A 25,497-nucleotide genomic window follows, 5' to 3' on the forward strand; every position below is an offset into this window, starting at 1 on the left:
GATAATGAAAATGGCCTGGCGTGATAGCAGGAAAAACCGTTCCAGACTATTATTGTTCATGTCCTCCATTATCCTGGGGATTGCGGCATTGGTAGCGGTATACTCCTTCAAGGCGAATTTACAACGTGACATCGACGAACAGGCAAAAACACTTACGGGAGCCGATCTGATCATTCAAAGTCGCAGGCCTTTAAGTCCAGCGATTACAAAATTCCTGGATACACTAGGAGAAACGCGTTCGATGGAGAAAAACTTTGTCTCCATGGTCTATTTTATAAAAGGCGAAGGTTCCCGCCTGGTCGAAATCAAGGCATTAACAGGCGCTTATCCTTTTTATGGTACGATAGAAAGTCAACCGGTTGCTGCTGCTCAGCGTTTTAGAACCGGCAGAAAGGCGCTTGTAGACCGTACATTAATGATGCAATATCAGGCAAAACCTGGCGACTCCATCAAAATTGGTAACCTGAGTTTTGTGATCGAAGGCAGTCTGGAAAGTGTTCCAGGGCAAACTAGCATTGTAAGCACGGTAACACCAGTGGTGTATATTCCGTTAAAATATCTCGAACAAACAGGTTTAACACAGCTTGGGAGTAGAATTCAAACCCGCTATTTTTACCAATATAAAGATGTAAAAGCCGTAAACAGCGATTTAAAACGCTATGAACCCCTGCTGGAAAAGGAGCAACTGAGTTATGAAACGGTGGCGACGAAGAAAGAACGTGTCGGAAGGGCTTTTGAAAACCTAAGTAAGTTTCTGGCCTTATCAGGATTTATCGCATTATTATTGGGTTGTATCGGTGTAGGAACCTCTATTCAGGTCTACATCAAAGAAAAACTAGCCGCCATCGCTACTTTGAGATGTCTGGGCCTGAATGCAAAAGAGGCTTTTCTGATCTACCTGATTCAGGTGGCAGTAATTGGTTTCTTGGGCGCAATTGTGGGTGCTATATTGGGTACTGCGATGCAGTTTTTGCTGCCTCTGGTTTTAAAAGATTTCCTGCCCTTAGAATTGTCTATGGGGATTTCCTGGGCGGCAATTGGTCAGGGGCTAGCTACAGGGCTGGTCATTTCGATCTTATTTGCATTGCCATCCCTGATATCCGTTCGGAGTATTTCGCCATTAAATGCAATCAGAGCTTCTTTTGAAGAAAAAGGTCCTAAAAGAGACCTGTTGAAATGGGTGGTTTACTTATTGATTATCGGCTTTATCTACGGCTTTACTTATCTGCAAATGAAGGATGGGTTACAAGCTTTTGCATTTGTAATCGCGATTTTAATCGCCTTCCTATTGCTGGTCGGACAATCTAAGCTACTCATGCTGATGCTGAGGAAAATGATTCCAGAGCGTATGGCCTATGTTTGGCGTCAGGGTTTTGCAAACCTTTACCGCCCAAACAATCAAACCATGCTGCTTAGCGTCGCAATAGGTTTGTCGACCTTATTTATTGTGACTTTATACCTGGTACAGGGGGTGCTTTTAAATAAGATAGAAGTCTCTGGAGATGGTGCAAAATCTAATACGGTACTTTTTGATGTTCAACCCGCGCAAAATCAACCATTGGAGAAACTGCTGAAAGCGAAACAGCTCCCTGTGTTAGGTCAGGTGCCAATCATCACTATGAGAATCATTGAAATTAATGGTAAAACGGCAGCTCAACATGGGGATAAAACAGATAAAGAAAGTAAAAACCAAGCTTCCAGAGCTTTTAAAGGAGAGATCAGAGCTACTTATCAGACAAATTTAAGAGCCACAGAAAGGTTAACCGGAGGCAAATGGACAGGGGCAATAGCAAAGGATGGAACAGTTTTCATCTCTTTAGAGAAAGACTATGCAGATCGGATCAAAGTTGGCTTGGGCGATTCAATTACATTCGATGTTCAGGGAATGCCTGTAAAGACCAAAGTAGGCAGCTTCAGAGCGGTGGACTGGAATACGGTTCAGCCCAATTTCAGGGTCGTATTTCCTTCAGGCGTTTTGGAAGATGCCCCGAAATTTTATGTGTTCATGACCCATGTTACTGGCGCTCAACAAGCTGCTGCCTTGCAGGCTAAGGTATTGAAACAGTTTCCTAATGTCTCTATCGTTAATTTAGATATGATTGTCAAAGCAATTGATAGTCTGTTAGATAAAATAAATTTTGTAATCCGGTTTATGGCTGGATTTAGTATGGCCACTGGCTGGATTGTATTGTTGTCCTCGGTAATGAGCAGTAAAGTACAGCGATTAAAAGAGAGCGTATTGTTGAGAACGATGGGCGCAAGTAGGAAACAGATCCTAACCATTACAGGTTTAGAATACCTCTTCCTTGGATTCATTGCTACAGCTGCAGGGATTATTCTTGCGATATTGGCAAGTTGGGCCCTCGCCGTATTTGCACTTAATAGTAATTATGCCCCTGAGGTATTGCCTTTAGTTGTATTTTTGCTGGCCATACCCTTATTGGTCATGTTAACCGGCTTATACAGCAGTAGGAGTGTATTGAACCATCCACCCTTAGAAATTTTACGCAAAGAATCATAAATGAGTTTAGTTGCCCTCGATTATTTTTATACCCTGCTTCATTTATTAATCATTGGTTTTAATCTTTTTGCCTGGGCATTTCCAGCTACCAGGCGGCTACATCTCTACGGTGTAGCCATCACCTTGTCTTGCTGGTTGATTTTAGGGATCTGGTACGGAATAGGCTATTGCCCTATCACAGATTGGCAGTGGCAGATAAAGGAACAGCTGGGAAAGCAAAATCTGCCCAATTCTTTTGTAAAGTACTATGCAGATCTGCTAAGCGGGCATGACATCAATGCTGGGCTGATTGATGCTTTGACATTAGGATTATTCCTGATTTCCATCTCCATTTCAGTATATCTTAACTTTTTCCGAAAAAAAACACAGTAAAAAGAAGAAGTAAATGAACACTGTAACAGCTCTGTTACTCTGTGTTTTATAAGGTAAGGCGCTTCATTACAGTTGATTATTATGCTGTAAGCGCAGTTTAATCCAGTAAAAAATGCCTCTAAATCCCTACTTTTAGGAAATTTACAAGAGAAAATTGCGTTTAATTATCGTTTTGTTAAAGCACTGATTTATGAATAAACATCTGATTGCCCCATTTATAATTGTTGCCGCTATGTGGAGTTCCTGTTCTTCAATTTATATGCCTAACGTTCCTAATACACCCATGTTGAGTGCCAAAGGGGAGTTAAGTGCCGGGGCACACATTTCGCCAAAAGGAAATGCAAGTATCAATGGTGCTTATGCGGTTTCTAATCATTTTGGCGTATTATTTTCCGGCTCATATATGAAAAATGAAAGAACAAGTAAGGACTTTCGTCATAAATTAGTGGAAATCGGTGGGGGATATATCGATACTTTTGGGCCAGACAACAATCGGATCATAGAGATTTATGCTGGATATGGCGGTGGAAGTGCCGATCGTAAATACAGAACATACGACGATAAGGTTTTGATCAGCAGTAGTCTGCAGGAGGTTACTTTTACAAAAACCTTTATCCAGGTCAACTATAGTTCTAAAAAGAACAGTTACCTGAAGCTATTTGGAAACAGGTATGCTTTGAACTACGGAACGGCCATCAGAATTAGCAACGTGGAGATGGATACTTTCCTGATCGACAATATCGGTCAACCTAAAGAAGACAATATGTTCATAGAGCCTGTTTTCTTTACCCGTATGAGGCTAAGTGACGCGGTTCAGCTGCAATATACCTCCAGCGGTAATTTTGGATTAAAAGACAGGAAATTCATGACAGCAGGAAACTCCATCTTTACCATCGGTGCGGTAGTTAACCTGGGTGGCAAGAAAGCTGCTGTAAAATAATGGCCATAATATCCTGACATCAAGCTATAAAAGTAGCTGTTCCTAAATAGAAAGTATGGCTTTCAAATTCCGAAGTTTAGTGGTTAAGCTGCTTCCTTTTTTTAAGAAAGCCGGATAACCTTTTAAAGTTTTAATGGCTTTAATCGCTTCATAGCCTAAAGCAAAGCTCCTGATCTTATTCAAGAGGAAGGTGTCATCCTTAAATAAATCGGCCTCCTGTAGGAAACCATTCCTCAGGAAATCGCGGATCAGGACAGCCATCTGTTGATTGGCATACAGATGAAGTGGGAGCTGGAATACTTCTTTCTTTAAACGCTCATATAGGGTATTGATCCATTCTACCTGTTCTTCATTGGTGACAACGATACGACCATCCTGCATCGTAATGTGTTCCAGGAATAATTTAGCTGCTGCTCTATTGGTCAGTCCTGCATGTACTGAATCTCTAAGGGTATAATCCAATCTGTCTGCACAAAGATCCGGTAGAGGCTGCTCCAGGACAGGGAAATCTCCATCTAAAATCTGGTCCAGCTGATAGCCATGTTTCTTCAGCACCGCTGGAATCTCAGAATTCATAAGCACCTCCTCAAACATTTCCTCATGATAGTTCTCTTCCTTGTTCTTAAACACATAATCGCCAACATGCGAAAAAGCAGTATGAGAAATGTCATGGAGCAACCCTGCAATTTGTTCCAGTTCTGAACCACCAAGCCTCCTGATGAGGAGCATCACCCCAATAGAATGTTCTAGTCGGGTATGGCATAGCTCCGGGTTCACTAAAAAGATCGCACCACTTTGATGGACACCAGCAAGTCTTCTTACAGCAGGACTGGCTAATAAATCCTCAAAAACTGCGGGCAGTTCTACATTTCCATACAGCAAATCATTTACAATTACCATGTTTTTTAGAATTAGGATGTTTTAATCATATACCTCAATTAGCTATCGTTGAGGATACAATTATACTAATTATTTTAGTTTAAATTGCTAATTCTTAATTTAAAATACTAACATAAATAGATTATCCGTTAATAATCTCGCCACCATTGGGATGCAATACTTGTCCGGTGATGTAACTGGCATCATCAGAAGCCAGAAAGACATAACAAGGGGCAACTTCATTTGGCTCGCCAGCTCTTCTTAATGGGACATCAGACCCAAAGGTGGCCACTTCAGTAGCGGAAAACGTTGCCGGGATTAAAGGAGTCCATATTGGGCCAGGAGCAACCCCATTAACCCTGATTTTTTGGTCGGCAAGGGCAGTAGAGAGGGAGCGGACAAAACCCACAATTGCGCCCTTGGTTGCCGCATAATCGATCAAATGATCACTGCCACGGTAGGCAGTTACTGAAGTCGTGCAAATGATACTACTTCCTGCTTTAAGGTGTTTCAATGCGGCCTTACTTAAATAGAAATGGGAAAACACGTTGACACGGAAGGTTTTTTCCAGCTGTGCTGCAGTAATCTTTTCCAGACTTTCCTGAGGATATTGTACTGCGGCATTGTTCACCAGTATATCTAATTTCCCAAATTCCTTGATTACTGTCCGCATTAAAAGCTGACAATGTTTCTCCTCAGATACATCACCAGGAATCAATATCGCCTTCCTTCCATGAGCAGTTACTGCCGCTGCTGTCTCTTTGGCGTCTTTATGTTCATTTAAATAGCTGATCAGGACATCAGCACCCGCCGCCGCAAATGCAACTGCTACTGCGCGGCCAATACCACTATCGCCACCCGTTATCAAGGCCACTTTTCCATCCAGTTTTTTAAGAGAAACCGAAGGCTCAAATTCTGGTGCCGGCTGTAGGAGGGATTCCTGTCCGGGTTGTTTCTTTTGATGCTGTTTTGGTCGGATTGCTTTTTCTTTTTCTTTTTTCATGAGGTTTCTTTTAGTCCATTCTGAATGGTGTTTACAGCCCTTCTTTCCTTAGGACTTAAAAACAAACCGGTAACTAAAACAGTTTTTCTACTTACCTTTGGGCTTTCATTCATCCTTTTTCAATGCAACAATCTTCCGATTCTATCTATACTTTTCAATTTGGTCTGGTCTGTCTAAGCTCTTTTCTTTTTTCTGCCAGTTTCAATATGCTGATCCCTGAACTGCCTGCTTACCTAACTGCAATGGGTGGTGCGGAATACAAAGGCTTTATCATTGCGCTGTTTACCCTTACTGCAGGGATTTCAAGACCCTTCAGTGGAAAGTTAACGGATACCATAGGGAGAGTTCCAGTAATGGCGGTAGGATCGCTTGTATGCTTTGTATGTGGATTCCTTTATCCCATGCTGACTACCGTTGCAGGTTTTCTGTTCTTAAGGTTAATTCATGGCTTTTCTACCGGATTTAAACCTACAGCTACCGCAGCTTATGTGGCAGACCTTGTGCCGGTTAACCGCTGGGGAGAAGCGATGGGAGTGCATGGTGTTTGTTTCAGTACCGGACTAGCCATCGGCCCTGCGATTGGAAGTTTAATTACCGATCATTTCGATATCAATATCCTGTTTTACTGCTCTTCTCTTTTTGCCTTATTGTCTATTGTGATCCTGGCAAATATGAAAGAAACCCTGGCCAATAAAGAGAAATTCAAGTTTAGTCATCTGAAGATCAATAGAAAAGACATTATTGAATGGAGGGTCATTCCTTCGGTCATCATCATTTTCATGACCTACATCAGCTATGGTGCCATCCTAACCGTGATCTCAGATTGGAGTAAGGCCTTGGGCACCAGTAATAAAGGAGTGTTTTTTATGGTGTTTACCTTAACATCTCTTTTGATACGATTTGTAGCAGGTAAAGCATCCGATAAGTACGGAAGACCAGTAATCCTTAAATTCTCTTTAGTGCTGCTGGCAGCCTCAACGCTATGGATTGCGCTTGCAGATTCATCTTTGATGTTGATGTCGGCCTCAGCGCTGTATGGCGTAGCTACAGGAATGTTATCCCCAACAGCTACCGCATGGACGGTAGACCTTAGTGATCCCCATCATCGTGGAAAGGCGATGGCCACCATGTACATCGCCTTAGAAGCCGGAATCGGACTGGGAGCTCTACTTGCCGGCTGGTTATTTATCGACGACCTGGCTATGATTCCCGTTACTTTTTATGCCTGTACAGGAATCACCCTGATCGCGCTGCTTTATCTTCAATTTATCTATAAACCAGCGACTTTTAAACCAGAGCAATTGATGAAATAAATAGGAATGCTTAGTTGGTCCTTAAATTAATTTACTTTTTCTGTTGTTTTCTGAAAAGTAATGGCAAATAAATTTATATTTTAGCCAGCTAATCAACATTTAAACCACAATGAGCGGACTTCACAAATACGATTACATCGTATTTTTTATTTACTTCATTATCGTATCTTCTTACGGTTTCTGGATTTATTACAAAAAGAAAACTGCAGCAGCAGATTCCAAAGATTACTTTTTAGCAGAGGGCTCCTTAACCTGGTGGGCTATCGGAGCTTCCCTGATCGCCTCTAATATCTCTGCGGAGCAGATGATTGGGATGAGTGGTTCAGGTTTCAAACTTGGACTTGCGATTTCTGCCTACGAATGGATGGCATCTGCAACGTTAATTATTGTAGCAGTGTTCTTTATGCCGGTGTACCTAAAGAATAAGATCTTTACAATGCCTCAGTTTTTAAGTCAGCGTTACAATGAAAAAGTAGCTATGATTATGGCGGTATTCTGGCTGATGTTATATATTGTAGTAAACTTAATGTCTATTCTTTACCTTGGGGCATTGGCCATCAGTGGTATATCCGGACTAGACTTAACAGCTTGTATCCTTGCACTGGCCATCTTTGCCATTTTCATCACCCTTGGGGGAATGAAAGTAATTGGATATACAGATGTGATCCAGGTATTTTTCTTAATCCTGGGAGGTTTGGTAGCAACCTATCTTGCTTTAAACCTGATTTCAGGAGGCGAGGGTATCATCAAAGGATTTGGTATGCTAAAAACAGGCGCATCAGAACATTTCCACCTGATCTTCAAAAAAGACAATCCAAATTACATGGACCTTCCAGGTTTAAGTGTATTGATTGGTGGTATGTGGATTGCGAACTTAAGTTACTGGGGATGTAATCAATACATCACGCAAAGAGCGCTTGGTGCTTCTTTACCAGTGGCTAGAGCCGGACTATTATTCGCAGCATTCCTTAAAATGTTAATGCCGGTGATCGTAGTGATTCCAGGTATTGCCGTATATTTTATTGTTAAAGAAAACATGGGTGGCATCAAAGCATCAGATCTATTGACTGCTTCCGGTGTAGAAGACCCTAACAAAGCATATCCAGCCTTATTAGGGTTGTTGCCAATCGGTTTAAAAGGATTGTCATTTGCCGCCTTAACTGCAGCAATTGTAGCTTCATTAGCTGGTAAAGCCAATAGTATTGCCACGATCTTTACACTTGATATCTATAAGAAAGCATTCAATCCAGAGGCAGGAGAACGTACGATGGTTAATGTAGGTAAAATCACAGTAGTGGTTTCTATGTTAATGGCGGTAGTACTTTCCCTAATCGTAGGTGATGCTTTAATGGGCGAAGGAAAACAAGGTTTCCAATATATTCAGGAATATACAGGATTCGTATCACCAGGTATCTTTGCGATGTTTATCCTTGGATTCTTCTGGAAGAAAACAACTTCAAATGCAGCATTATTCGCTACTATTGGTGGTTTCGTTGTTTCAGTACTCCTTAAATTCTTACCAGGATGGGTAGACTTATCTGGATTACATGAATATGGATGGGCAATTGCCAATTCTAGTGGTGTATTCGAGATTCCATTTATGGACAGGATGCTGATCGTTTTCGCGGTTTGTATTCTTGGAATGTACCTGATCAGTATTTATGAAGGTAAAAAAGGTGTAGTGACCAAGGGATTAGAAATTGACGCTAAAATGTTTAGAGTTTCAACTTCATTTGCAATCGGTTCCTTAATCATCTTTGCCATGTTAGTTGCATTGTATTCTGCCTTCTGGTAGGACCTCATGAAATTGATAGAAAAGCGGCTTCTTTTTATAAGGAAGCCGCTTTTTTTTGTACTCAATCGCCTCATATAGTAATCCTGATCCTTGTGATTTAACTCCTGTTTTGTTTATTTGGCCGACAACCATTATCTCTAATTGTAATATATTTGATTGCTATGTCAAATATATATCGATATGTAAATAATACTTATTTAAGTATAAAATATTTGTTTATTAGAAATTTGTTTAACCAATGATTACTGTTTAGCTTAGTGATGCGTCTTTTATTCAATTGACGTCTGAAATAAGATTTTAGTATTCCATGGGGAAAGGGCTGTTTTTAGTAGAAGTGTTGCTGAGCTTTACTTTGCTGTGTCAGGCACAGCAAAGACCTCAGTACACGCAGTATGTTTTTAACAATTACATTTTAAATCCCGCAATTTCCGGGATTGAGAATTATACAGATGTCAGGTTTGGCTATAGAAATCAATGGAATGGCATTGATCAGGCACCCATAACTGCCTACTTCTCCCTCCATCTGCCAATTGGAAAGAACTACCTCTATGGCAATTCAAACTCCTTTTCTGAGAATGGCGAAAACCCCATGAAGCGGAACCTGATGCAAACCTATATGGCCTCAGAGCCACACCATGGAATAGGGCTATATGGAGTGATAGACCGCATAGGGCCGATTACCAGCTCAGATTTTAAATTCACTTATGCCTATCACCTCGGATTAAGTCCCAAGATCAATTTAAGTCTGGGGGTAGCAGCAGGGGTATCCAGGTTGATGTTGGATATCAGTAAAATCACCCTGGAAAACAGCCTGGATCCAGCCATTTCAGAGAATGCAAACAATAAACTACAGCCAGATTTAGGTTTATGGTTATACGGCCCTGATTTTTTTGCTGGTATCTCTGCACAGCAATTGCTCAACAGACCCATTACCTTTACGAATGAAAATGGATATAATAAGGGGAAACAAGTGCCTCATGTTTTTGTAACAGGTGGGTATAAATATTTCATAAGCGATGAAATTGCGGTAATTCCTTCTTTAATGTTTAAATATGTTGCACCAACGCCACTGTCCACAGATGTTAACCTTAAAGTGGCTTTTAAAGATAAGTTTTGGCTGGGAGGGAGCTACCGCTCAAATGATGCAGCAGCGATTAATGCCGGCTTTAACATTCATGCGCTCTTTGTATTGGGCTATTCCTATGATTTTACGACTTCCGAATTGGGAAGAGTAAGCAACGGAAGTCATGAGGTAGTTTTAGGGATCCTATTGAACAACAGGTATAAAGTTTCCTGTCCACAGAAAAACTGGTAAAACCATCCCAGAAAACGGTAATGGTCATTAAAAAGCTGCAGGAATATAAAATCCCTGCAGCGCTTAAAACTATGTTTACAAATTGTATTTCGGTTCCCAACGTTCAATTTGTTGTCCATACAAAGCCTTATTGGCCAGATGAACGCAGAAAGCTGTAGTTGCTCCTGTAATCACATTGGAATCCGGTTGTTTCTTTTCCAGGATAGATTTATGAAAATCCTTTAAAGAGTAATAAGTACCATCTTTTGCGGGTAAGTCTGTTTTAATTGGAATCCCACCATTTCTATCCCATACAATTTTTGTGGCTCCGGTTACACCATCCACAGTCTCCAGTTCTTTCTTAAGACTCTTCTCAGGATAAAAGATCGCTTCGTTGACCAATAACGATATCGTGCCTTTGGTGCCTTTAAGCTTAAACAGATAACCATCTCTTTCATTACCTAGCGTAGTCCCAAAATTACCAATCATGTCGGGGTAACGGAACATCACCTGTACATTATCATAAGTTTCCCGGCCATCTTTATAGGTGTCAATACCACCTGTAGCCATAATTTCCTGAGGATGTGTACGAAAAGCCCAATTGATGAAATCCATCTGATGAGAGAGCAATTCTGCCATTAATCCACCGGAATAAGCTTTGTACATCCGCCAATTCACCTTCCTTTCTAAGGAAGGATCCGCGATAGGGCGTCTCCAGTTGTTGTTCCTGTCCCAGCGACTTTCAATCTGCGTTACCTTTCCTAAAGCTCCATTGTCGATCATTTCCTTGACCTTATAATAAATAGGAGCATAGCGGTATTGGTGACCTACCTGAAGGGTTTGTTGAGGATGTTTTTTCACCAAATCTACCAGCGCAAAAGCTTCAGGGATATCATAAGTCATGGTTTTTTCCAGATACACATGCTTTCCGGCCTTTAAGGCGGCAGCAGCAATTGGAAAGTGCATATTTAATGGCGTGGAGATAAAAACGGCCGTAATCTTCGGGTCATCCAGTAAATCCCGATAATCGCTATAAGATTTTACTGCTGAAGTTCCAGGTTGCTGCAAAGTTTCTTTGATTCGAAAATCGAGAACATCTGCAATGGCGACCAGTTCAAACGCTTCGGGCAGCTGCTGGGCAATATGAATCAATCCTTTTCCACGGTCACCACAGCCAATTACACCTATTTTGATTCTGTTTTCAGGAGCTTTCGGGTCAAAGCCCAAAAGTCCATCAGCAGCAAATAGCTCCCCGGGTAATAACAATCCCCCGGTAAGCACAGCGCTACTTTGTATAAACTTCCTTCTGAACATCATTAATATTTAAAAGGCTTACCATCTACCATTACTTCTTGTTTTACCTCATCAAACACGGCTTTTTTACCTGTTCTGGCAGCAGCATTGGTCATAATGTTGGCAATAGAATGGTAATAACCAGCTTCTACCGGAGCATTGGTTTCTTGCCTGCTACGCACACATTCCATCCAGTTTCTCATATGCGCAGAAGTGAGTTTATCGCCACCGGTATTGGCCGAGGCGGCTACTTTTTCTACCATATCAGTTAATTTCAATTCCGGCAATAAGTTGGCTTGCATTTGCATCGCACTTGCGGCACCAGCTTTTAACCCACCTTTTGGCGAAACCATATTGGTATTCAGGTTCAGCTCCCCACCGTTTGCATAATAGATCTCTGCGGGATTTTCATCACCATTGTGCATTCTCGAAGTAAATACCACCTGAAAACCTTTCTCCGCATTGTTCTCAGGGCCATAATCAAATACAGCAGTGGTGGTATCCCAGTTTCTGCGGCCATCTTTCCATTGGTAAATGCCACCATTAGCGACCACACTGCGTGGGTGTTTTAAGCCCGTAAACCAGTGTACCGTATCGATCTGGTGCGACATCCATTGACCGGGCATTCCAGAAGAATAAGGCCAGAATAATCGGTATTCCAGGTATTTTCTTGGATCCCATTCCTCAAAAGGACGGTTGATCAGGAAGCGTTTCCAATCTGTATCCTCCTGTTTCAGTTTGGCTACCAAATCCGGTCTGCGCCATCTTCCTGGCTGATTTACATTCCAGCTCAGTTCTACCATGGTGATGTCTCCAAATTTACCATCGGCAATAAACTTTGAAGCTGCTTTATAATTTCCGCCACTTCTCCTTTGAGAACCAATCTGAACAATTTGCGAAGAATTCTTTACCACTTTTAAAGCCGCTCTGGCATCTTCCATTGTTTCTGCGAAAGGTTTCTCACAATACACATCGCATTTCGCTCTAATGGCTTCTATGGTGTGTACAGCGTGTTGGAAATCCGCGGTACTCACAATTACTGCATCAATATCTTTTAAACTGTATAATTCTTCATTATTCCGACAAGCGGTAATGTCATGGCCAAGCTTTGATTTTAGCAGATCCTGACCCAATCCTCTGCGGTAATTCCATAAATCCGACACTGCTGTGATATCGAAATTGAGTTCTTTATGATGATTTAGGAAACTAGGCAGGAGGGAACCTGCAAAGCGATCAGAGAACCCAACAACACCTACTCTTACGCGGTCGTTGGCACCAATAATGTTTCCATAACTTTTAGCACTTAAACCCATGGTTCCCATATAAGTCCCAGCGGCTGCAATTGCAGATTGTTTGATGAATGTTCTTCTAGAAGTTGACATAAATAGGGGGATTAAAGTTGTTTCAATTTGATGCTTCTAAAGGAAACCTGATCGCCATGATCCTGCAATAGGATATGTCCTTTGGCGGCCATTCCGAAATCCTTCCAGTTTTTATACTTACTATCTGCTACCAGGGCCAGGAATTCCGCAGATCCACGCGTGTATTCCAGGATTTTGTAGCCATTTAACCAGTATTCAATTTTGTTATCCGGATATACACGGATCAGGCCTCTGTTCCAATCGCCAATTTTACGTTGTGCATTTGGGATCTTTTTGCTGGTCATCAGGTCATATAGAGAACCTAAAGTACGGTTGCCATCTTTTCCAAGTTTCGCATCCGGATGTCTGACATCGTCAAGAATCTGATATTCCGGACCAATAGCTGAGCCTTTATTGCCTTCAGTTAAAGTCACAAAGTATTTGACACCACTATTTGCACCTTCAGAAAGTTTAAAGTCGAACTTTAGCTCAAAAGCACCATATTGTTTCTCCGTTACGATATCACCGCCATTGGTAGACTCAGCGCCATTTGATTTTTGTACGCTCAATTCTCCGTCTTGCATGGTCCATCCGCTTTGTGGGAAGCCTGCTTTATAAGCACCTTTCCATCCTTTACTCGTTTTACCATCCCATAATAAAGCATATCCTTGTGCCTTTTCTTGCGTAGAAAGATCATTTGGCACTAGATTAACCACAAATATCCGGTCGCTTTTAGAAGGCTTTAGGTTTTCCGTCTGAATGCGGATATTGCGCCAGCGGATTTGTTTTCCTGGTGTATCATTTTTGCCGATCGAATGTACCTGTAATGCAATAAATCCGGAAGGTGTCATGGCATCCACCACATTCGCTGTAGGAATCCCATTTATCCAGGTGCGAATAGAATTGCCAATACATTCTACACGGTATTTGTTCCATTGTTGGTTCTTAAAGGCCGTTTTTCCTGTTGGATTGATGTCCAGTGGGTATAACCAACCTCGTCTGGATTCATCATAAATCCCACCGCTAAACTTCCTGTCGGAAGGGTCTATTTCAACCTGATAGCCATGAACCCTGCCATTATTGTAATCTGCCTTACTTTCGCTTCGGATTTGCACCCCGGAATTCATAGAATCATCGACCAATAGCTCCAGTTCCAGGATAAAATCTCCATAGTTCTTTTCTGTGGTTAAGAAAGAGTTGGGTTGATTAGATACTGTGCTGCCCACAATCTCTCCGTTTACAACCTCATATTTGGCTTGTCCGTTGAGTTGTTTCCAGCCCTGTAAATCTTTTCCATTGAATAGGTTTTGCCATTTTTGCGTCTGTGCCTGTAGTCCAACAGGGCTCCCTGCCCATAGCAAGGCAGCTAAAAGTAGTACTGGTTTCGTTTTCATTTGTGTGGTTTTGGTATTCTCTTTTTTTAATAGGTATTGAGAATAATGGTTTTTAAGGTGATTAGCTAAAAATGTGGTTATTTCGTTTGATTAAACTGTAAAGCCTGTTTGTTTAAAACCTCAGCACTTGGCTTTTCTGAGGAGCTGATCAATATCCGGTATCGAAAAGTAATAGATTGACCAGGGCTGAGCTGTAGGTTTAGGTTTTCCTTTCCCTTGCTAAACACTTGCTGTCCCAATGGATTGGCGGCGAATAAACCATAATCTCTTGCATGCCAATAAGTGGGATATCCCGGGTTTTTCGAATGGTCAATAATGGCAATAGATACTTCCTGCTGGTCTTTAACACCGGCCAATAAGCACCAATTTGCCCTGGTTCCCCAGGCATCATTACCCTTTTTTCCTTCGCTGGTCAGGTAATCGCCATTGGCACCATTTCCAGATGCCGAAACTTTTGTCCGGTTCCCCTGACTATCGGTAAATTCTGCAGTTTGGTTAGAAGGCATTTCCAGTTCTTTGGTCACCCGCAGGGCGATCATACCATCTTTCACATCCTTGAATTTAACCGTGTCCTGAACAGCGGTAAGAGTAGTAATGCGGTCTATCGTTCTTGTATTTCCTGTTCCTGAAAACACAAATCTGGTGTTTTCCTTTAGCAATACCCGGCGATCCTGTCTTTCCCAGTTTGCGGTATAGCTCAATTCTCCCTGATGATTTCCGGATTTGTAACCAGTAACCTGAACCCCTCTGATCCAGCCATACTTGCTTTTTTTCGCTTCGGGGATGTTATAAGAGTTGTTCCAGAAATCCAGACCATTTACACTTTCATAATTGAGCCATAAGCCAACATGGTGTGGGTGGTCTGTGCGTTCCTGATCTCTGGTATTTAGTGGGAATCCTCTGGTAAGTGTTAAGCCACTGGCCGATTGAAGAGGGTATAAAATGGGTTTCTCCAGGCTATCCGGATAGAGGAAGCTGCTGAAAAACTTTCCGTCTATACTCACATCTATCTGTTTTCCGTTTTTTTGCGGTTGAAAACTTACGCGTTTAGTCTGCGCATTTAATTGCAGGCTTAACCCACAAAAGCTAAGGATCAGATATTTATTCATACTTGGTTAGGTTTGTTTTTCAAGCAAACTGATAAACAGCTGGCTATTGGTAAGCTAATATACTTTTCTTCCTGCAAAACCGCTTTAAAGAAAGACTTAATCACATATAAAATTTACGAAAACGATGGAGTAGATAAGTGGTATTTCCTCAATTACACTTATCATTGTAATACGAAATGCGTAATATCCAATACGCAATACACGATATGAAAAGGAAACATTTTCTCTCTTTTATGCTGACTGCAGGATGCACGCTTCCTGTTCATGTTTCCTTTGGAGCTTCATTTAAAGCGCTTGCTAATCCTTCGATAAAGATTCCTGCGTATTTGAAAGCAGGAGATACCATTGGGATCACGAGTCCGGCGGGCTTTATGACAAGCGCAGAAATCCAACCGGCAATAGCTATGATGGAAAGCTGGGGCTTCAAAATCAAAGTCGGGAAAACAATTGATAAAAGAGACTTTGGGATGGGGGGCACCGATCAGGAACGAGCCGCAGATCTCCAGGAAATGTTAAACGATCCGGAAATTAAAGCCATCATGTGCGCAAGAGGCGGTTACGGAATGGTGAGGATCATTGATCTTTTGAATTTCGATATTTTCCTGCAAAAGCCCAAATGGATCATAGGATTCAGCGATGTGACCGTGTTGCATTGTCATTTGAACCGCCAATATGGAATAGCCTCTATCCATTCCAAAATGTGCAACTCCTTTCCTACAGACCCTTTGCTTGCAGATCCCGTTCAATTGGAAACCATCCTATCTATTAACAAGCTGCTCAAAGGAGAGCATCTTCAATATCAGGGGCCAGTGATGAGCATCAATAAGCCTGGCAAATCTTCCGGCATATTGGTTGGTGGCAATCTCAGCATCATTGAAACGCTCGCTGGAACAAAATCAGACCTGAATACCGATGGGAAAATTCTATTTGTAGAAGATACCGGAGAATACCTTTACCGATTAGACCGTATGTTTTGGAATCTGAAAAGAACAGGGAAACTAGATCGTTTAGCGGGTTTAATCATTGGTGGATTCAAAGTTAAGCCTGATGATCCTGGTGAAGAGTTTGGAAAAACCATTTATGATATCGTGCTGGAGAAAGTGAAACATTATGGTTATCCCGTAGCTTTTGATTTCCCCGTTGGCCATCAAAAGAATAACTACGCCCTTAAATGTGGGGCAAACCACAGTTTGGAAGTAGGGCCAAAGGGGAGTCGCCTTATGGCAATAAACTAATTTTTTGGCTTTTTCCTAAACCAGGACTTTACTTTGTTAAATAGAGAAGTCACCTTCTCTCTTGGCTTTTCAGTATACTTATTTATGAGGTATCCCGGACTATGCTGATGGATGATCGCTTTCACATCATTTTTAATCTTTTCCTGATAATGCTCCTCCTTCAGCAGTAATTGAGCCTTTCTTTTTTTTAAATCTTCCAGATTGTTAATCTCATCGTAAGTGTAGTTGTTTCCCATCAATATGCCTTCCTTTACACGTGTTCTACATGATCCGCAAAATCATCCTTTTCAAAAGTATTCATTAAGCGTTCTTTAATATTTTCCAACTGCTGCAATTGTCTTGCGGTTTCAGACTGGCTTTGTACACCAGTATTTGCTAAGCCGGTAGCCTGGCCATTCAATCGTTTAATTTTCTTCTCAGGGGCAAGTAATAAACCCAATGCAGCGCCTGCGGCCAATCCTGCAAAAATGCCCAATATTATTTTAGTGTCCTCGTTCATATCCTTATTTATAGCTTCGTTGTTGCATTATAAACTATCAAAGAGTTGATTTGTTTTTAGTTTTCCTAACTTTAGGGCATAATCATAGCTATCTAGAAATATTGAACACCATTCCCTCCATAAAACTGTCCGAGCTTACCCGCCAGATTCAACAGGCAATAGATGGTGTTTTCGGACAACAGACTTTTTGGATCATCGCAGATATCACCAATTACACTTATAAACCTCAAAGTAATTACCATTACTTTGAGCTGGTAGAGAAAGACAAAACTGCGGCAAGAATCCTCGCTAAAGTGGCTGGAAGAGCCTGGGGAAATGCTTCGCTCAATATCACTAATTTCGAAAAAGCAACGGGTCAGAAGTTCAAAAATGACATCAATGTACTTGTACAGGTTTCCGTTCAGTACAACCCTGCATTTGGATTACAGCTCAACCTGCTGGATATTGATACCAATTTTACATTGGGTTTATTTGAGCAACAGCGGAAGGAAACTCTGGAGCGCTTGCTCCGTGATAACCCAGCCTTTATCCAAAAAGACGGAGATCGCTACCTGACCAGAAACAACAGCTTAATACTAGGTCCTGTGATCCAAAGGATCGCAGTCATCTCCTCTGATACTTCTGCGGGATTTCAGGATTTCAGACACAGTCTGGAACACAATCCTTTTGGCTATAAATTCGAAATAGACGATTACTTTGCATTGGTGCAGGGCGATGGCAATGCCAAGCAGTTCCTTGCCCAGATTATTGCCGTTTATGAGTCTAAAAAGCCATATGACGCCTTGATTATCATTAGAGGAGGAGGATCTCAAACAGATTTCCTGCTGTACGACAATTACGAATTGAACCGTGCGATTGCCAAATTCCCCATTCCGGTGATCACTGGAATCGGGCACCAGAAAAATGAGACCATTGCAGATTTAATGGCGCATACCTCTACAAAAACGCCGACTAAAGCCGCAGAGTTCATCATTTCTCATAACCGCAATTTCGAGGACAGGTTAACGGGCATTCAGAAAATGATCCTGATCAAGACCTATCAAATGATCAATCACCATAAAGACCGACTGGTGCAACTCAATCAATCCACCATCAACACCAGTCGCAATCTATTACATGGCCACCATAACCATATTCTGCAGCTCTCAGGACTGATCCTTACCAATCCGAGGATCCTCATTTCCAATAAAAGAAAAGACCTGAGCAACCTCGCCCAGAACATGCAATCCTATAGCAGAATGTATTTTCTGAACAAAAACGGAAACATTGCCCATTTCCAATCTGTTATGAGAATAATGAGTCCGCAAAATATCCTGAACAAAGGATTTGCCATCATAAAGATAAACGGAAAAATCACCAGCAATGCCGATCAGATTGAAGTAGGAGAGGAATTGACCATCAGATTGGCCAATTCAGAGATCAAAACAACAGTAAAATCAAAATCAGCATACGATGAAAACGAATTTAACCTATGAGTTAGCCTATAAAGAACTGGCAGAAATCGCACAGGAAATAGAGACAGAATCTGTTTCTGTAGATGTTTTGGCAGAAAAGGTGAAACGCGCATCAGAACTCATTGAATTCTGTCAGAACAAGTTGCGTGCAACCGAGACAGAAGTAAATAAGATCATTAAACAAATGGAACAGCAAAAGTAGTATATTAGTCAGATTCGTAAACCATTTAAGCTTAAACAATATGTCTACACAACGGAATTTTAACGCCGAACAAGAAGAAGAGTTTTTCAATAAGATTGACCAGGTTTATGATTTAACGGAGGCTTCAAACTATGATGCCGCGGAACAATTGTTAATGGAAATCAATGGTTCAATTCCAGGACCTAAGGAAAACAGCAGTGTAGGAGGAGTAGTGCTTGACAGCATTTATTCTTTTTATGAGCAAACAGGAGCTTTAGAAAAGGCCTTACCATTCTTCCTTGAAGAGACCGAGTATCTGAAAGAAAAAATGGCCCATGAAAAGATCCATTCTACTCGTCACTTCCTGACTACAGGAGCAATTTATTATGCTTTAAAAGATCTGGACAATGCCAGAGCTAACTTTTTGATCGCTTATGAGAAAGAAGGCAGCAAGATTTTCATTGATGAAAACTCAGACTACCTGAAGATCGCCTTAATGGATGATCCGGAGTTTATCGCTTTCAAGGAAACATTTGTTCCTAATGAAGACGAGGAGCAGTTGGAGCTGACAGAGCAGGAGCATGAGCTATTGGACAAGTACTGTGAAGAAGGAAATGCAGAGATGGACAAGGAGAACTATGAAGGAGCAATTGCCGCTTTTACGAAAGCTTTAGACGTATTACCAGCACCAAAAGACGACTGGGAAGCTACTGCATGGATTTCCGCTTCAATTGGAGATGCAGAATTTAGCCAGAAAAAGTACAAGGAGGCATTAGATCATTTGCACCGTGCTTATCAGATCTATGGTGAAGAAGAGCCAAATGCATTTGTATTATTACGTATGGGACAAAGTTACCTGGAGCTAGGTGAAGAAAAGCATGCTACAGATTACCTGCACCATGCTTATAAGTTAGAAGGTAAAGAGTTATTTGAAGATGATAAAAAGTACCTTACTTTTTTAGCATCTAAAGTGACCCTATAACCAATTGTTATTTTTATACCAGCTGACGGTTTCTATCAATCCTTTTTCAAGGTCATAGATAGGTTCAAAACCTAGATCAGCTTTTAAATGGCCGATATTACATGCCCAGTTAATGGCAGTAAGCTCGGCCATTTTTTCTTTGTTCAATGTTGGGGTATTCTTGCTGTTTGCATAGAAGATATCCATCATGGTAGCCATGAAGCCTACTACCACTACCGGCAAATGAAACTTAATGGTTTTCTTATTCAGCGCTTTTTTAATCACATCTGCCAGGGCATAGCGATTATAAATATGGCCATCAGATACATTATAGCTTTTTCCAACCAGGGGAGAAGAGAGTGCTTTGACAATCACAGCTGCAAGATCCCTTACATAAATAAAGCTCAACTGCTGCTGGAAACGGCCAATATGCGGCTCTAAACCTTTGTTAATCGTGTCAAATAAGATGAATAAATCCTTTTCCCTTGGCCCATATACTGCTGTTGGGCGGATCACCAGCAAAGGGAGGTTAGGAATCTCCGATAAATACTGCTCTGCTAATAACTTGCTTGCACCGTAATTGGTAACCGGATGCCCGGGAGAATCATCCTGAATCTCAGCAGATAAATCCGTTAAAGGACCTATTGCCGCCAAACTACTTACAAATACAAATTTATGGAGGTCAATTTTAGCGGTACTAGCCGCAAGAGCCAGGTTTTTGGAATACTCGGCATTGACTTTATTGTAAGCGTCTTTGGTTTTTGCTTTGGTGATTCCCGCAGCATGGATGATGTAGTGGTATTGCTGTTCTTCCAGTGCGCTTTTAAGGCGATCTACGGAAGTATAATCCAGGGTAGTATATTGGATGTCAAATTCTTTCAAATGAGACTTATCAGTACCCGGACGGACTGCTGCATGCACTTCCAGTCCGGCTCCTAATGCTTTCTCGATCAAATGATAACCCACAAATCCTGTTGCACCGGTAATTAATACCTTTTTTATCATATTGATTTCTCGAAAATTCTATATTTTCTGTAAAGTTTACCATTGATTTGCTCAATAGCGCTGTTTACCATGGTGTTGTGTTCTAAAGTCCAGGAGGCTTCTGCATAATCAAACTTCTTTTCCTGGAAGGTTTTAATCGTCAGACCATAAAGACAAGCTTCAATACCCATTTTACGGTAACCGTCTAATACCCCTAAAGCCATGATCCGAAGACCTTTGATTTTACGTTTGTACCAAAGCAGTTTGAAGATGCCAAATGGCAATAAACGACCTCTTTTGATCTTAATCAAAGCCTGGTTGATGTCTGGAATAGATAAAGAAATTCCTACCATTTTTCCATCCTGCTCCGCTACATAGACAAAATCAGGGTCTACAATCATTTTCAAATCCTTAGCCAGGTAATGAAACTCCTTATCTGTTGCCGGAACAAAACCTGTATTGTGATCCCATGCGCCATTGTATACTTCACGAACTTTCACCACCTCATTCCAGAAATCATTCATATTGATCTTTCTGATGATGATGTTATTGCGTTTCAAGCGTTCACGAATGGCTTCAGTCAGTTTTAAAGAACGGTCATTGTAATCACCGGCAATAAACTTATAAGCCCTTAAATCTACCTTTTTTGCTAAACCTGTATTTTCCAGCAATTGCTGATAATAGGGTGCATTGTAAGGCATCATCGCCACCGGTGGACCATCAAAGCCTTCAATTAACAAGGCGCAAATATCATTCGTAGAGAAATTAACCGGACCAATCATGCTGGTCATGTTTCTTTCTTTTAACCATTTTGCAGCAGCATTAACTAATAGTTGTGCTGTTTCCTGATCGTTGATACAATCGAAAAAGCCAAAATGACCTTCCGTTGTTCCATTGATTTTATTGTGGTTATTGTTTTGAATACCGGCGATCCTTCCTACGATTTTGTCCCCTTCATAAGCCAGAAAAAGCTGTAAAGTAGAATGCTCATGAAAGGGATGCTTACCTGGGGTAAGCATATCCTGTTGTGCGATAAAAAGTTCCGGAACATAGTTCGAGTCGTTTTTATACAAATCATGTGGAAAATCAATAAAAGACGCCAGTTGTTTTTTGTCGTTTACAGCAACGATGTTTTTCATATGGCGATCTGAGATGGAGTTAATTCCACTTCTTTAGCAGCAAGGGCGATTTTTTCTACCGCTTCTTCAATCTGTGCAAAAGTATGTGTAGCCATCAATGAGAACCTGATTAATGAAGCATCTGAAGGTACTGCAGGAGAAACTACAGGGTTCACGAAAATACCGTTATTACTTAAAATATTGGTGATCATGAAAGTCTTGTCGTTGTCTCTGATGTATACCGGAATAATTGGACTGTCGGTATGACCGATGTCAAATCCAGCTTCTAATAATAGTTTTTTAGCGTAATTAGTATTTGCCCATAACTGGTCAATACGTTCTGGTTCTGATTCAATAATGTCTAAAGCTGCGATTACACTGGCAACTGCCGAAGGTGGCATACTCGCACTGAACATTAATGAACGCGCTCTGTGTTTCACGTATTCAATAGTTTCTTCTGTACCGGCGATGAAACCACCAAGAGAAGCTAAAGATTTACTGAAAGTACCCATGATTAAATCTACCTGATCAGTTAAACCGAAATGTGAGGCAGTTCCTGCACCTTTCACACCGATTACACCTAAACTGTGCGCGTCATCCATCATGATGTTTGCACCGAATTCTTCAGCAATTTTAACGATTTCCGGTAATTTCACTAAATCACCTTCCATACTGAAAATACCGTCTGCAACAATAAGTTTAGCTGCATCTTCTGGTAAGCGACTTAATTTCTTGCGAAGATCGTCCATGTCATTATGGGCGTATTTAATAGATCTTGAAAAAGATAGACGGCTACCATCAATGATAGAAGCGTGGTCATATTCGTCCAAAATCAGGTAATCATTTCTGTCTAATAGACAAGAGATCACACCCAGGTTTACCTGAAATCCAGTACTGAAAAGTACTGCAGCTTCCTTGCCAACATATGCAGCAAGTCTTCTTTCCAGTTCGATGTGAATGTCTAATGTGCCATTCAGGAATCTTGAGCCGGCACAGCCCGTCCCGTATTTATCAATAGCAGCTTTTGAAGCTTCTTTGATTTTAGGGTGATTAGTTAGTCCCAGATAGGAGTTGGAGCCAAACATCAACACCTTTTTCCCATCAATAACCACTTCTGTATCTTGTCCTGATTCAATGGCTCGGAAATAAGGATATAATCCTCTTTCCTTGATTGCTGTAGCGTCTTTAAAAGCGGCTATCCTATCGTGTAATTTTTTGCGCATGCTAGTACTGTATGTTTAGATCACGGAGCTTTTTGTTGATGTTTGTCGGTTTCTTCGAAAAATCATTAGCTCTGTATTTAATAATTTCTCCCGTTAAATCGTTTATTCAGTTTGACAAATTTGTCAAATCATGAAAAACTTCCCAAAGCTAAGATCATAAACACAGAAAACAAAACTTAGGGTCCTACAAGTTTGAATATATTACTTTTTAAAACAAAAATTACAATTTTCTTATAAATTCTTTGTTTTTAGGCCACAATTAAACTGTCTGCTGTTTTATGATTTGCAAGCAAGGATACAATATTGATACCAAAAAACAAAACTTTGTTCTGCTAATAGATCATAAAATCTAGATTTTAACGTTTGAAGCGATTAATATCCGGGATAAATGGACAGCTTTCTATCTGATCAAAAGATTTTATGTATTTTTGAAGAAAAAAGATTACATGAGCACTATTAATGTTATACCAACGTTCGACAATTTCACAGATTTTTATACACAGGCTGTGGAGCCTTTAAAGAAAGCCAATGTGGCTCACATCAGATTAGATGGAAAATTAAAAGGAAAAACAAGGAACGTTTTTGCCTACTTCATGTATAAAGATAAAAAATGGAGAGTTGATGCAGATACTTATATCGATAGACTGAAACTGGCTTATGAAGCTGCACAGCAATCTGAGGAGCCTTTCGTAATCAAAGCCACCAGAAATGATAAAGGTGAATCTTTACACATCAAAGGACAACCAGTTAGAAACGATAAATTCAACGTTTACCGCGTAGGTTAATTCAGAGCAATCTCATCAGAAAAATAAGAAGGCTGCATCATTGATGCAGCCTTTCTCTTTAACTAATAATTCATTCCTGCGTATTGCAGGATTTGTTTATTTAGACAACAGCTCAAATCCAGCTGCATAACTGTTAAATTCAGCAGTTAACTTTTCAATTAAAGCTTTCTTTCCTTCGCCCTTTCCTTTGATCTTAGCTCTCCAGTTAACCAGGCACTGATTGCCCTTTTCTCTGGTGAAAATAACAATTTCTGCTTCTGAAACCCCTTTAGGGAGGTACTCAGTGCCCAATTGTATCACCATAAATTTATGTTCCTGTTCCAGCTGATTGATCGTTTCAGTACGTTTACTGCCATCTGCGAAAACTACTTCTCTAGCCACAGGGAAGGCAGGATCCACAATTTTAATAGAGGTTGCATAACCATTGGATGCTTTTAAAAGATGCTCAGGTTGGTTTAGGTATGCCCAAACCTGCATCTGAGGCATATTTATAGTCGCTTCCTTATTAACATCGTAAACAACTTTTTGTGCGGCCTCCATCTGGGCATTGGCTTTGATAGTTGATAAGCCGGTTAACAACAGTAGTGATAAGATGATCTTTTTCATAATTACAAAATTACATTCCAAATATTTCTTTCAATTTTTTATCTAATGATTCTCCGCGTAGGTTCTTCTCAATGATATTCCCTTCTTTATCAATCACCACCAAATAAGGGATGCCACTGAATAAATAAGAAGCCATTACCGGTTTAGATTCCTGAGCGTGGACTTGTGGCCAGGTCATTTTCTCATCATCCATTGCTTTTTTCCAGTCGGTTGCTTTTGCATCCACTGAAACAGCTAATATTTCCAATCCTTTTTCTTTGTATTTTTTGTACACTTCTTTCAGGTGAGGAATTTCCTGGCGACAAGGGCCGCACCATGATGCCCAGAAATCAATGATCAGGTATTTACCTTTAAAGTCTTTAGGACTCCATTTTTTTCCATTCAGATCCGGGAAAGCAAAATCAGGTGCTTTCTTGCCATTGGAAATTTTCTTGGCCTGCTCGATACCGTCTAAAATTTCTTTTTTCTTGGCTTTTGCCTGATCCAGATTAGGGAATTTTTTAGTCAGATGGTCAAGCGTAGACATGATTAGATCCTGATGTCTTTTGGTACTTAGGTAGTTCAATGCGTACATTACTGTAGGTTGATCTTTGTATTTGTTAACCAGGTATTTGATGCGGTATTCTCTGTCTACATTGATGCGATCGAAACCGTCATTCATATAGTTGATCCATAGTGGTTCTTTAGCTAATTTCGCCTGGTATTGTTCCTTTCCTACAGCGATCATATTCTGATAATCAAGGTAACCTACCAGGTTCACATCATTGATCACATCATTTTCAACTGATGTGTTTTCCATATAAATATACGGCGGGTTTTTGATCTTCATCTTGGCGGTATCAATGCCTCTTACGTTTACATGAATATTGTCATTATTAGCCCAGAAATCAATACGATCCATATAATAAACGCGAACCTGGTAAAAATCTGGTTTATCTGCAGGTACTTTAAAGGAGAAGTTGTTATTGGCATCCACTTTTGTACTGTCTATGGCTTTAAAAGCTCTTTTGAAACCTTCACCTTCATATTTACCCAGGTAAATAGGGTACTTGTTTTCTGTATCAGGGAATTTAACTGTACCTGTAAAATTTACTGTTTTACCCTTTTGGGCAAAGACACTGCTGCCCATTAAAAGTACAGCAGCAGCCATTATTAAGCCTTTTTTAATCATTGTTTT

Annotated in this window: 24 protein-coding genes; 11 read left to right on the forward strand and 13 right to left on the reverse strand. The window is 40.7% G+C overall.

Annotated features, from left to right (window positions below; translation table 11 throughout):
* Positions 1-4 precede the first annotated feature (4 nt).
* The 3 genes from R2S10_RS02360 to R2S10_RS02370 all read left to right on the forward strand — a co-directional run bounded on the left by R2S10_RS02360 (position 5) and on the right by R2S10_RS02370 (position 3,833).
* Positions 5-2,521 carry an ABC transporter permease gene (locus R2S10_RS02360; RefSeq protein WP_316838830.1) on the forward strand — a complete coding sequence of 839 codons (2,517 nt, stop codon included), beginning with the start codon at positions 5-7 and terminating at the stop codon, positions 2,519-2,521.
* A complete protein-coding gene (locus tag R2S10_RS02365; RefSeq protein ID WP_316838831.1) occupies positions 2,522-2,893 on the forward strand; it encodes a DUF2784 domain-containing protein in 372 nt (123 codons plus the stop codon).
* Positions 2,894-3,083: 190 nt separating this feature from the next.
* The gene (locus tag R2S10_RS02370) at positions 3,084-3,833 is read left to right on the forward strand and encodes a hypothetical protein (RefSeq protein WP_316838832.1); all 750 of its coding nucleotides are present in this window, start codon (positions 3,084-3,086) and stop codon (positions 3,831-3,833) included.
* 42 nt (positions 3,834-3,875) lie between these two features.
* Here R2S10_RS02370 and R2S10_RS02375 read toward each other — a convergent pair whose 3' ends face one another.
* Positions 3,876-4,733 carry an HD domain-containing protein gene (locus R2S10_RS02375; RefSeq protein WP_316838833.1) on the reverse strand — a complete coding sequence of 286 codons (858 nt, stop codon included), beginning with the start codon at positions 4,731-4,733 and terminating at the stop codon, positions 3,876-3,878.
* 121 nt (positions 4,734-4,854) lie between these two features.
* Positions 4,855-5,715: an SDR family oxidoreductase gene (locus R2S10_RS02380; protein WP_316838834.1), complete on the reverse strand. Its 861-nt coding sequence runs from the start codon at positions 5,713-5,715 to the stop codon at positions 4,855-4,857.
* 122 nt (positions 5,716-5,837) lie between these two features.
* Here R2S10_RS02380 and R2S10_RS02385 point away from each other — a divergent pair, with 122 nt between their 5' ends.
* The 3 genes from R2S10_RS02385 (at position 5,838) to R2S10_RS02395 (ending at position 10,138) form a co-directional block, all read left to right on the forward strand.
* Positions 5,838-7,028 (forward strand): MFS transporter, encoded by a 1,191-nt coding sequence (locus R2S10_RS02385; protein WP_316838835.1) that lies wholly within the window; start codon positions 5,838-5,840, stop codon positions 7,026-7,028.
* Positions 7,029-7,137: 109 nt separating this feature from the next.
* Entirely contained in the window at positions 7,138-8,823 is a 1,686-nt protein-coding gene (locus tag R2S10_RS02390; RefSeq protein ID WP_316838836.1) for a sodium/sugar symporter, read from the forward strand.
* A 307-nt stretch (positions 8,824-9,130) separates the two neighbouring features.
* A complete protein-coding gene (locus R2S10_RS02395; protein WP_316838837.1) occupies positions 9,131-10,138 on the forward strand; it encodes a type IX secretion system membrane protein PorP/SprF in 1,008 nt (335 codons plus the stop codon).
* Between the two features lie 75 nt (positions 10,139-10,213).
* Here R2S10_RS02395 and R2S10_RS02400 read toward each other — a convergent pair whose 3' ends face one another.
* From R2S10_RS02400 to R2S10_RS02415, 4 genes are all read right to left on the reverse strand, one after another.
* Complete coding sequence (locus R2S10_RS02400) at positions 10,214-11,434, reverse strand: Gfo/Idh/MocA family oxidoreductase (protein ID WP_316838838.1); 1,221 nt, start codon at positions 11,432-11,434, stop codon at positions 10,214-10,216.
* Positions 11,434-12,792, reverse strand: a complete 1,359-nt coding sequence (locus R2S10_RS02405; RefSeq protein ID WP_316838839.1) for a Gfo/Idh/MocA family oxidoreductase — start codon at positions 12,790-12,792, stop codon at positions 11,434-11,436. The genes R2S10_RS02400 and R2S10_RS02405 overlap by 1 nt, the downstream gene beginning before the upstream one ends.
* A gap of 11 nt (positions 12,793-12,803) precedes the next feature.
* Positions 12,804-14,165 (reverse strand): DUF1080 domain-containing protein, encoded by a 1,362-nt coding sequence (locus R2S10_RS02410; protein ID WP_316838840.1) that lies wholly within the window; start codon positions 14,163-14,165, stop codon positions 12,804-12,806.
* Between the two features lie 77 nt (positions 14,166-14,242).
* On the reverse strand, positions 14,243-15,274 hold the full coding sequence (locus tag R2S10_RS02415; RefSeq protein ID WP_316838841.1) for a PmoA family protein: 1,032 nt from the start codon (positions 15,272-15,274) through the stop codon (positions 14,243-14,245).
* A gap of 206 nt (positions 15,275-15,480) precedes the next feature.
* On the opposite strand from R2S10_RS02415, the gene R2S10_RS02420 reads away from it, so the two are divergent.
* Entirely contained in the window at positions 15,481-16,509 is a 1,029-nt protein-coding gene (locus tag R2S10_RS02420) for an LD-carboxypeptidase (RefSeq protein WP_316838842.1), read from the forward strand.
* Here the strand turns inward: R2S10_RS02420 and R2S10_RS02425 are convergent.
* Both R2S10_RS02425 and R2S10_RS02430 read right to left on the reverse strand, forming a co-directional pair.
* A complete protein-coding gene (locus tag R2S10_RS02425) occupies positions 16,506-16,745 on the reverse strand; it encodes a hypothetical protein (RefSeq protein WP_316838843.1) in 240 nt (79 codons plus the stop codon). The two genes, R2S10_RS02420 and R2S10_RS02425, sit on opposite strands and share 4 nt — an antisense overlap.
* 14 nt (positions 16,746-16,759) lie before the next feature.
* Entirely contained in the window at positions 16,760-17,008 is a 249-nt protein-coding gene (locus tag R2S10_RS02430) for a YtxH domain-containing protein (RefSeq protein WP_316838844.1), read from the reverse strand.
* 101 nt (positions 17,009-17,109) lie between these two features.
* Between R2S10_RS02430 and xseA the strand changes: the two genes are divergently transcribed.
* Genes xseA through R2S10_RS02445 form a run of 3 tightly spaced genes read left to right on the forward strand, consistent with a single transcriptional unit; the run spans position 17,110 to position 19,625 of the window.
* Complete coding sequence (gene xseA / locus R2S10_RS02435; RefSeq protein WP_316838845.1) at positions 17,110-18,483, forward strand: exodeoxyribonuclease VII large subunit; 1,374 nt, start codon at positions 17,110-17,112, stop codon at positions 18,481-18,483.
* Entirely contained in the window at positions 18,461-18,664 is a 204-nt protein-coding gene (xseB, locus tag R2S10_RS02440) for an exodeoxyribonuclease VII small subunit (protein ID WP_062548805.1), read from the forward strand. Before xseA ends, xseB begins: the two co-directional genes overlap by 23 nt.
* 40 nt (positions 18,665-18,704) lie before the next feature.
* Complete coding sequence (locus R2S10_RS02445; protein WP_316838846.1) at positions 18,705-19,625, forward strand: tetratricopeptide repeat protein; 921 nt, start codon at positions 18,705-18,707, stop codon at positions 19,623-19,625.
* Here the strand turns inward: R2S10_RS02445 and R2S10_RS02450 are convergent.
* Genes R2S10_RS02450 through spt form a run of 3 tightly spaced genes read right to left on the reverse strand, consistent with a single transcriptional unit; the run spans position 19,620 to position 22,929 of the window.
* Entirely contained in the window at positions 19,620-20,609 is a 990-nt protein-coding gene (locus tag R2S10_RS02450) for an NAD(P)-dependent oxidoreductase (RefSeq protein ID WP_316838847.1), read from the reverse strand. The two genes, R2S10_RS02445 and R2S10_RS02450, sit on opposite strands and share 6 nt — an antisense overlap.
* A complete protein-coding gene (locus R2S10_RS02455; protein ID WP_316838848.1) occupies positions 20,606-21,727 on the reverse strand; it encodes a hypothetical protein in 1,122 nt (373 codons plus the stop codon). The genes R2S10_RS02450 and R2S10_RS02455 overlap by 4 nt, the downstream gene beginning before the upstream one ends.
* Entirely contained in the window at positions 21,724-22,929 is a 1,206-nt protein-coding gene (gene spt / locus R2S10_RS02460; RefSeq protein WP_316838849.1) for a serine palmitoyltransferase, read from the reverse strand. Before spt ends, R2S10_RS02455 begins: the two co-directional genes overlap by 4 nt.
* 446 nt (positions 22,930-23,375) lie before the next feature.
* Here spt and R2S10_RS02465 point away from each other — a divergent pair, with 446 nt between their 5' ends.
* A complete protein-coding gene (locus R2S10_RS02465; RefSeq protein ID WP_316838850.1) occupies positions 23,376-23,714 on the forward strand; it encodes a hypothetical protein in 339 nt (112 codons plus the stop codon).
* A gap of 96 nt (positions 23,715-23,810) precedes the next feature.
* Here the strand turns inward: R2S10_RS02465 and R2S10_RS02470 are convergent, their stop codons facing one another.
* Both R2S10_RS02470 and R2S10_RS02475 read right to left on the reverse strand, forming a co-directional pair.
* Positions 23,811-24,320: an SRPBCC family protein gene (locus tag R2S10_RS02470; RefSeq protein WP_316838851.1), complete on the reverse strand. Its 510-nt coding sequence runs from the start codon at positions 24,318-24,320 to the stop codon at positions 23,811-23,813.
* A gap of 10 nt (positions 24,321-24,330) precedes the next feature.
* Positions 24,331-25,470, reverse strand: coding sequence for a TlpA disulfide reductase family protein (locus R2S10_RS02475; RefSeq protein WP_316838852.1), 1,140 nt, complete (start codon positions 25,468-25,470; stop codon positions 24,331-24,333).
* Positions 25,471-25,497 lie beyond the last annotated feature (27 nt).

Origin of the sequence: Pedobacter gandavensis (genome assembly GCF_032678745.1) — a bacterium.
GTDB classification, from domain to species: Bacteria; Bacteroidota; Bacteroidia; order Sphingobacteriales; family Sphingobacteriaceae; genus Pedobacter; species Pedobacter gandavensis_C.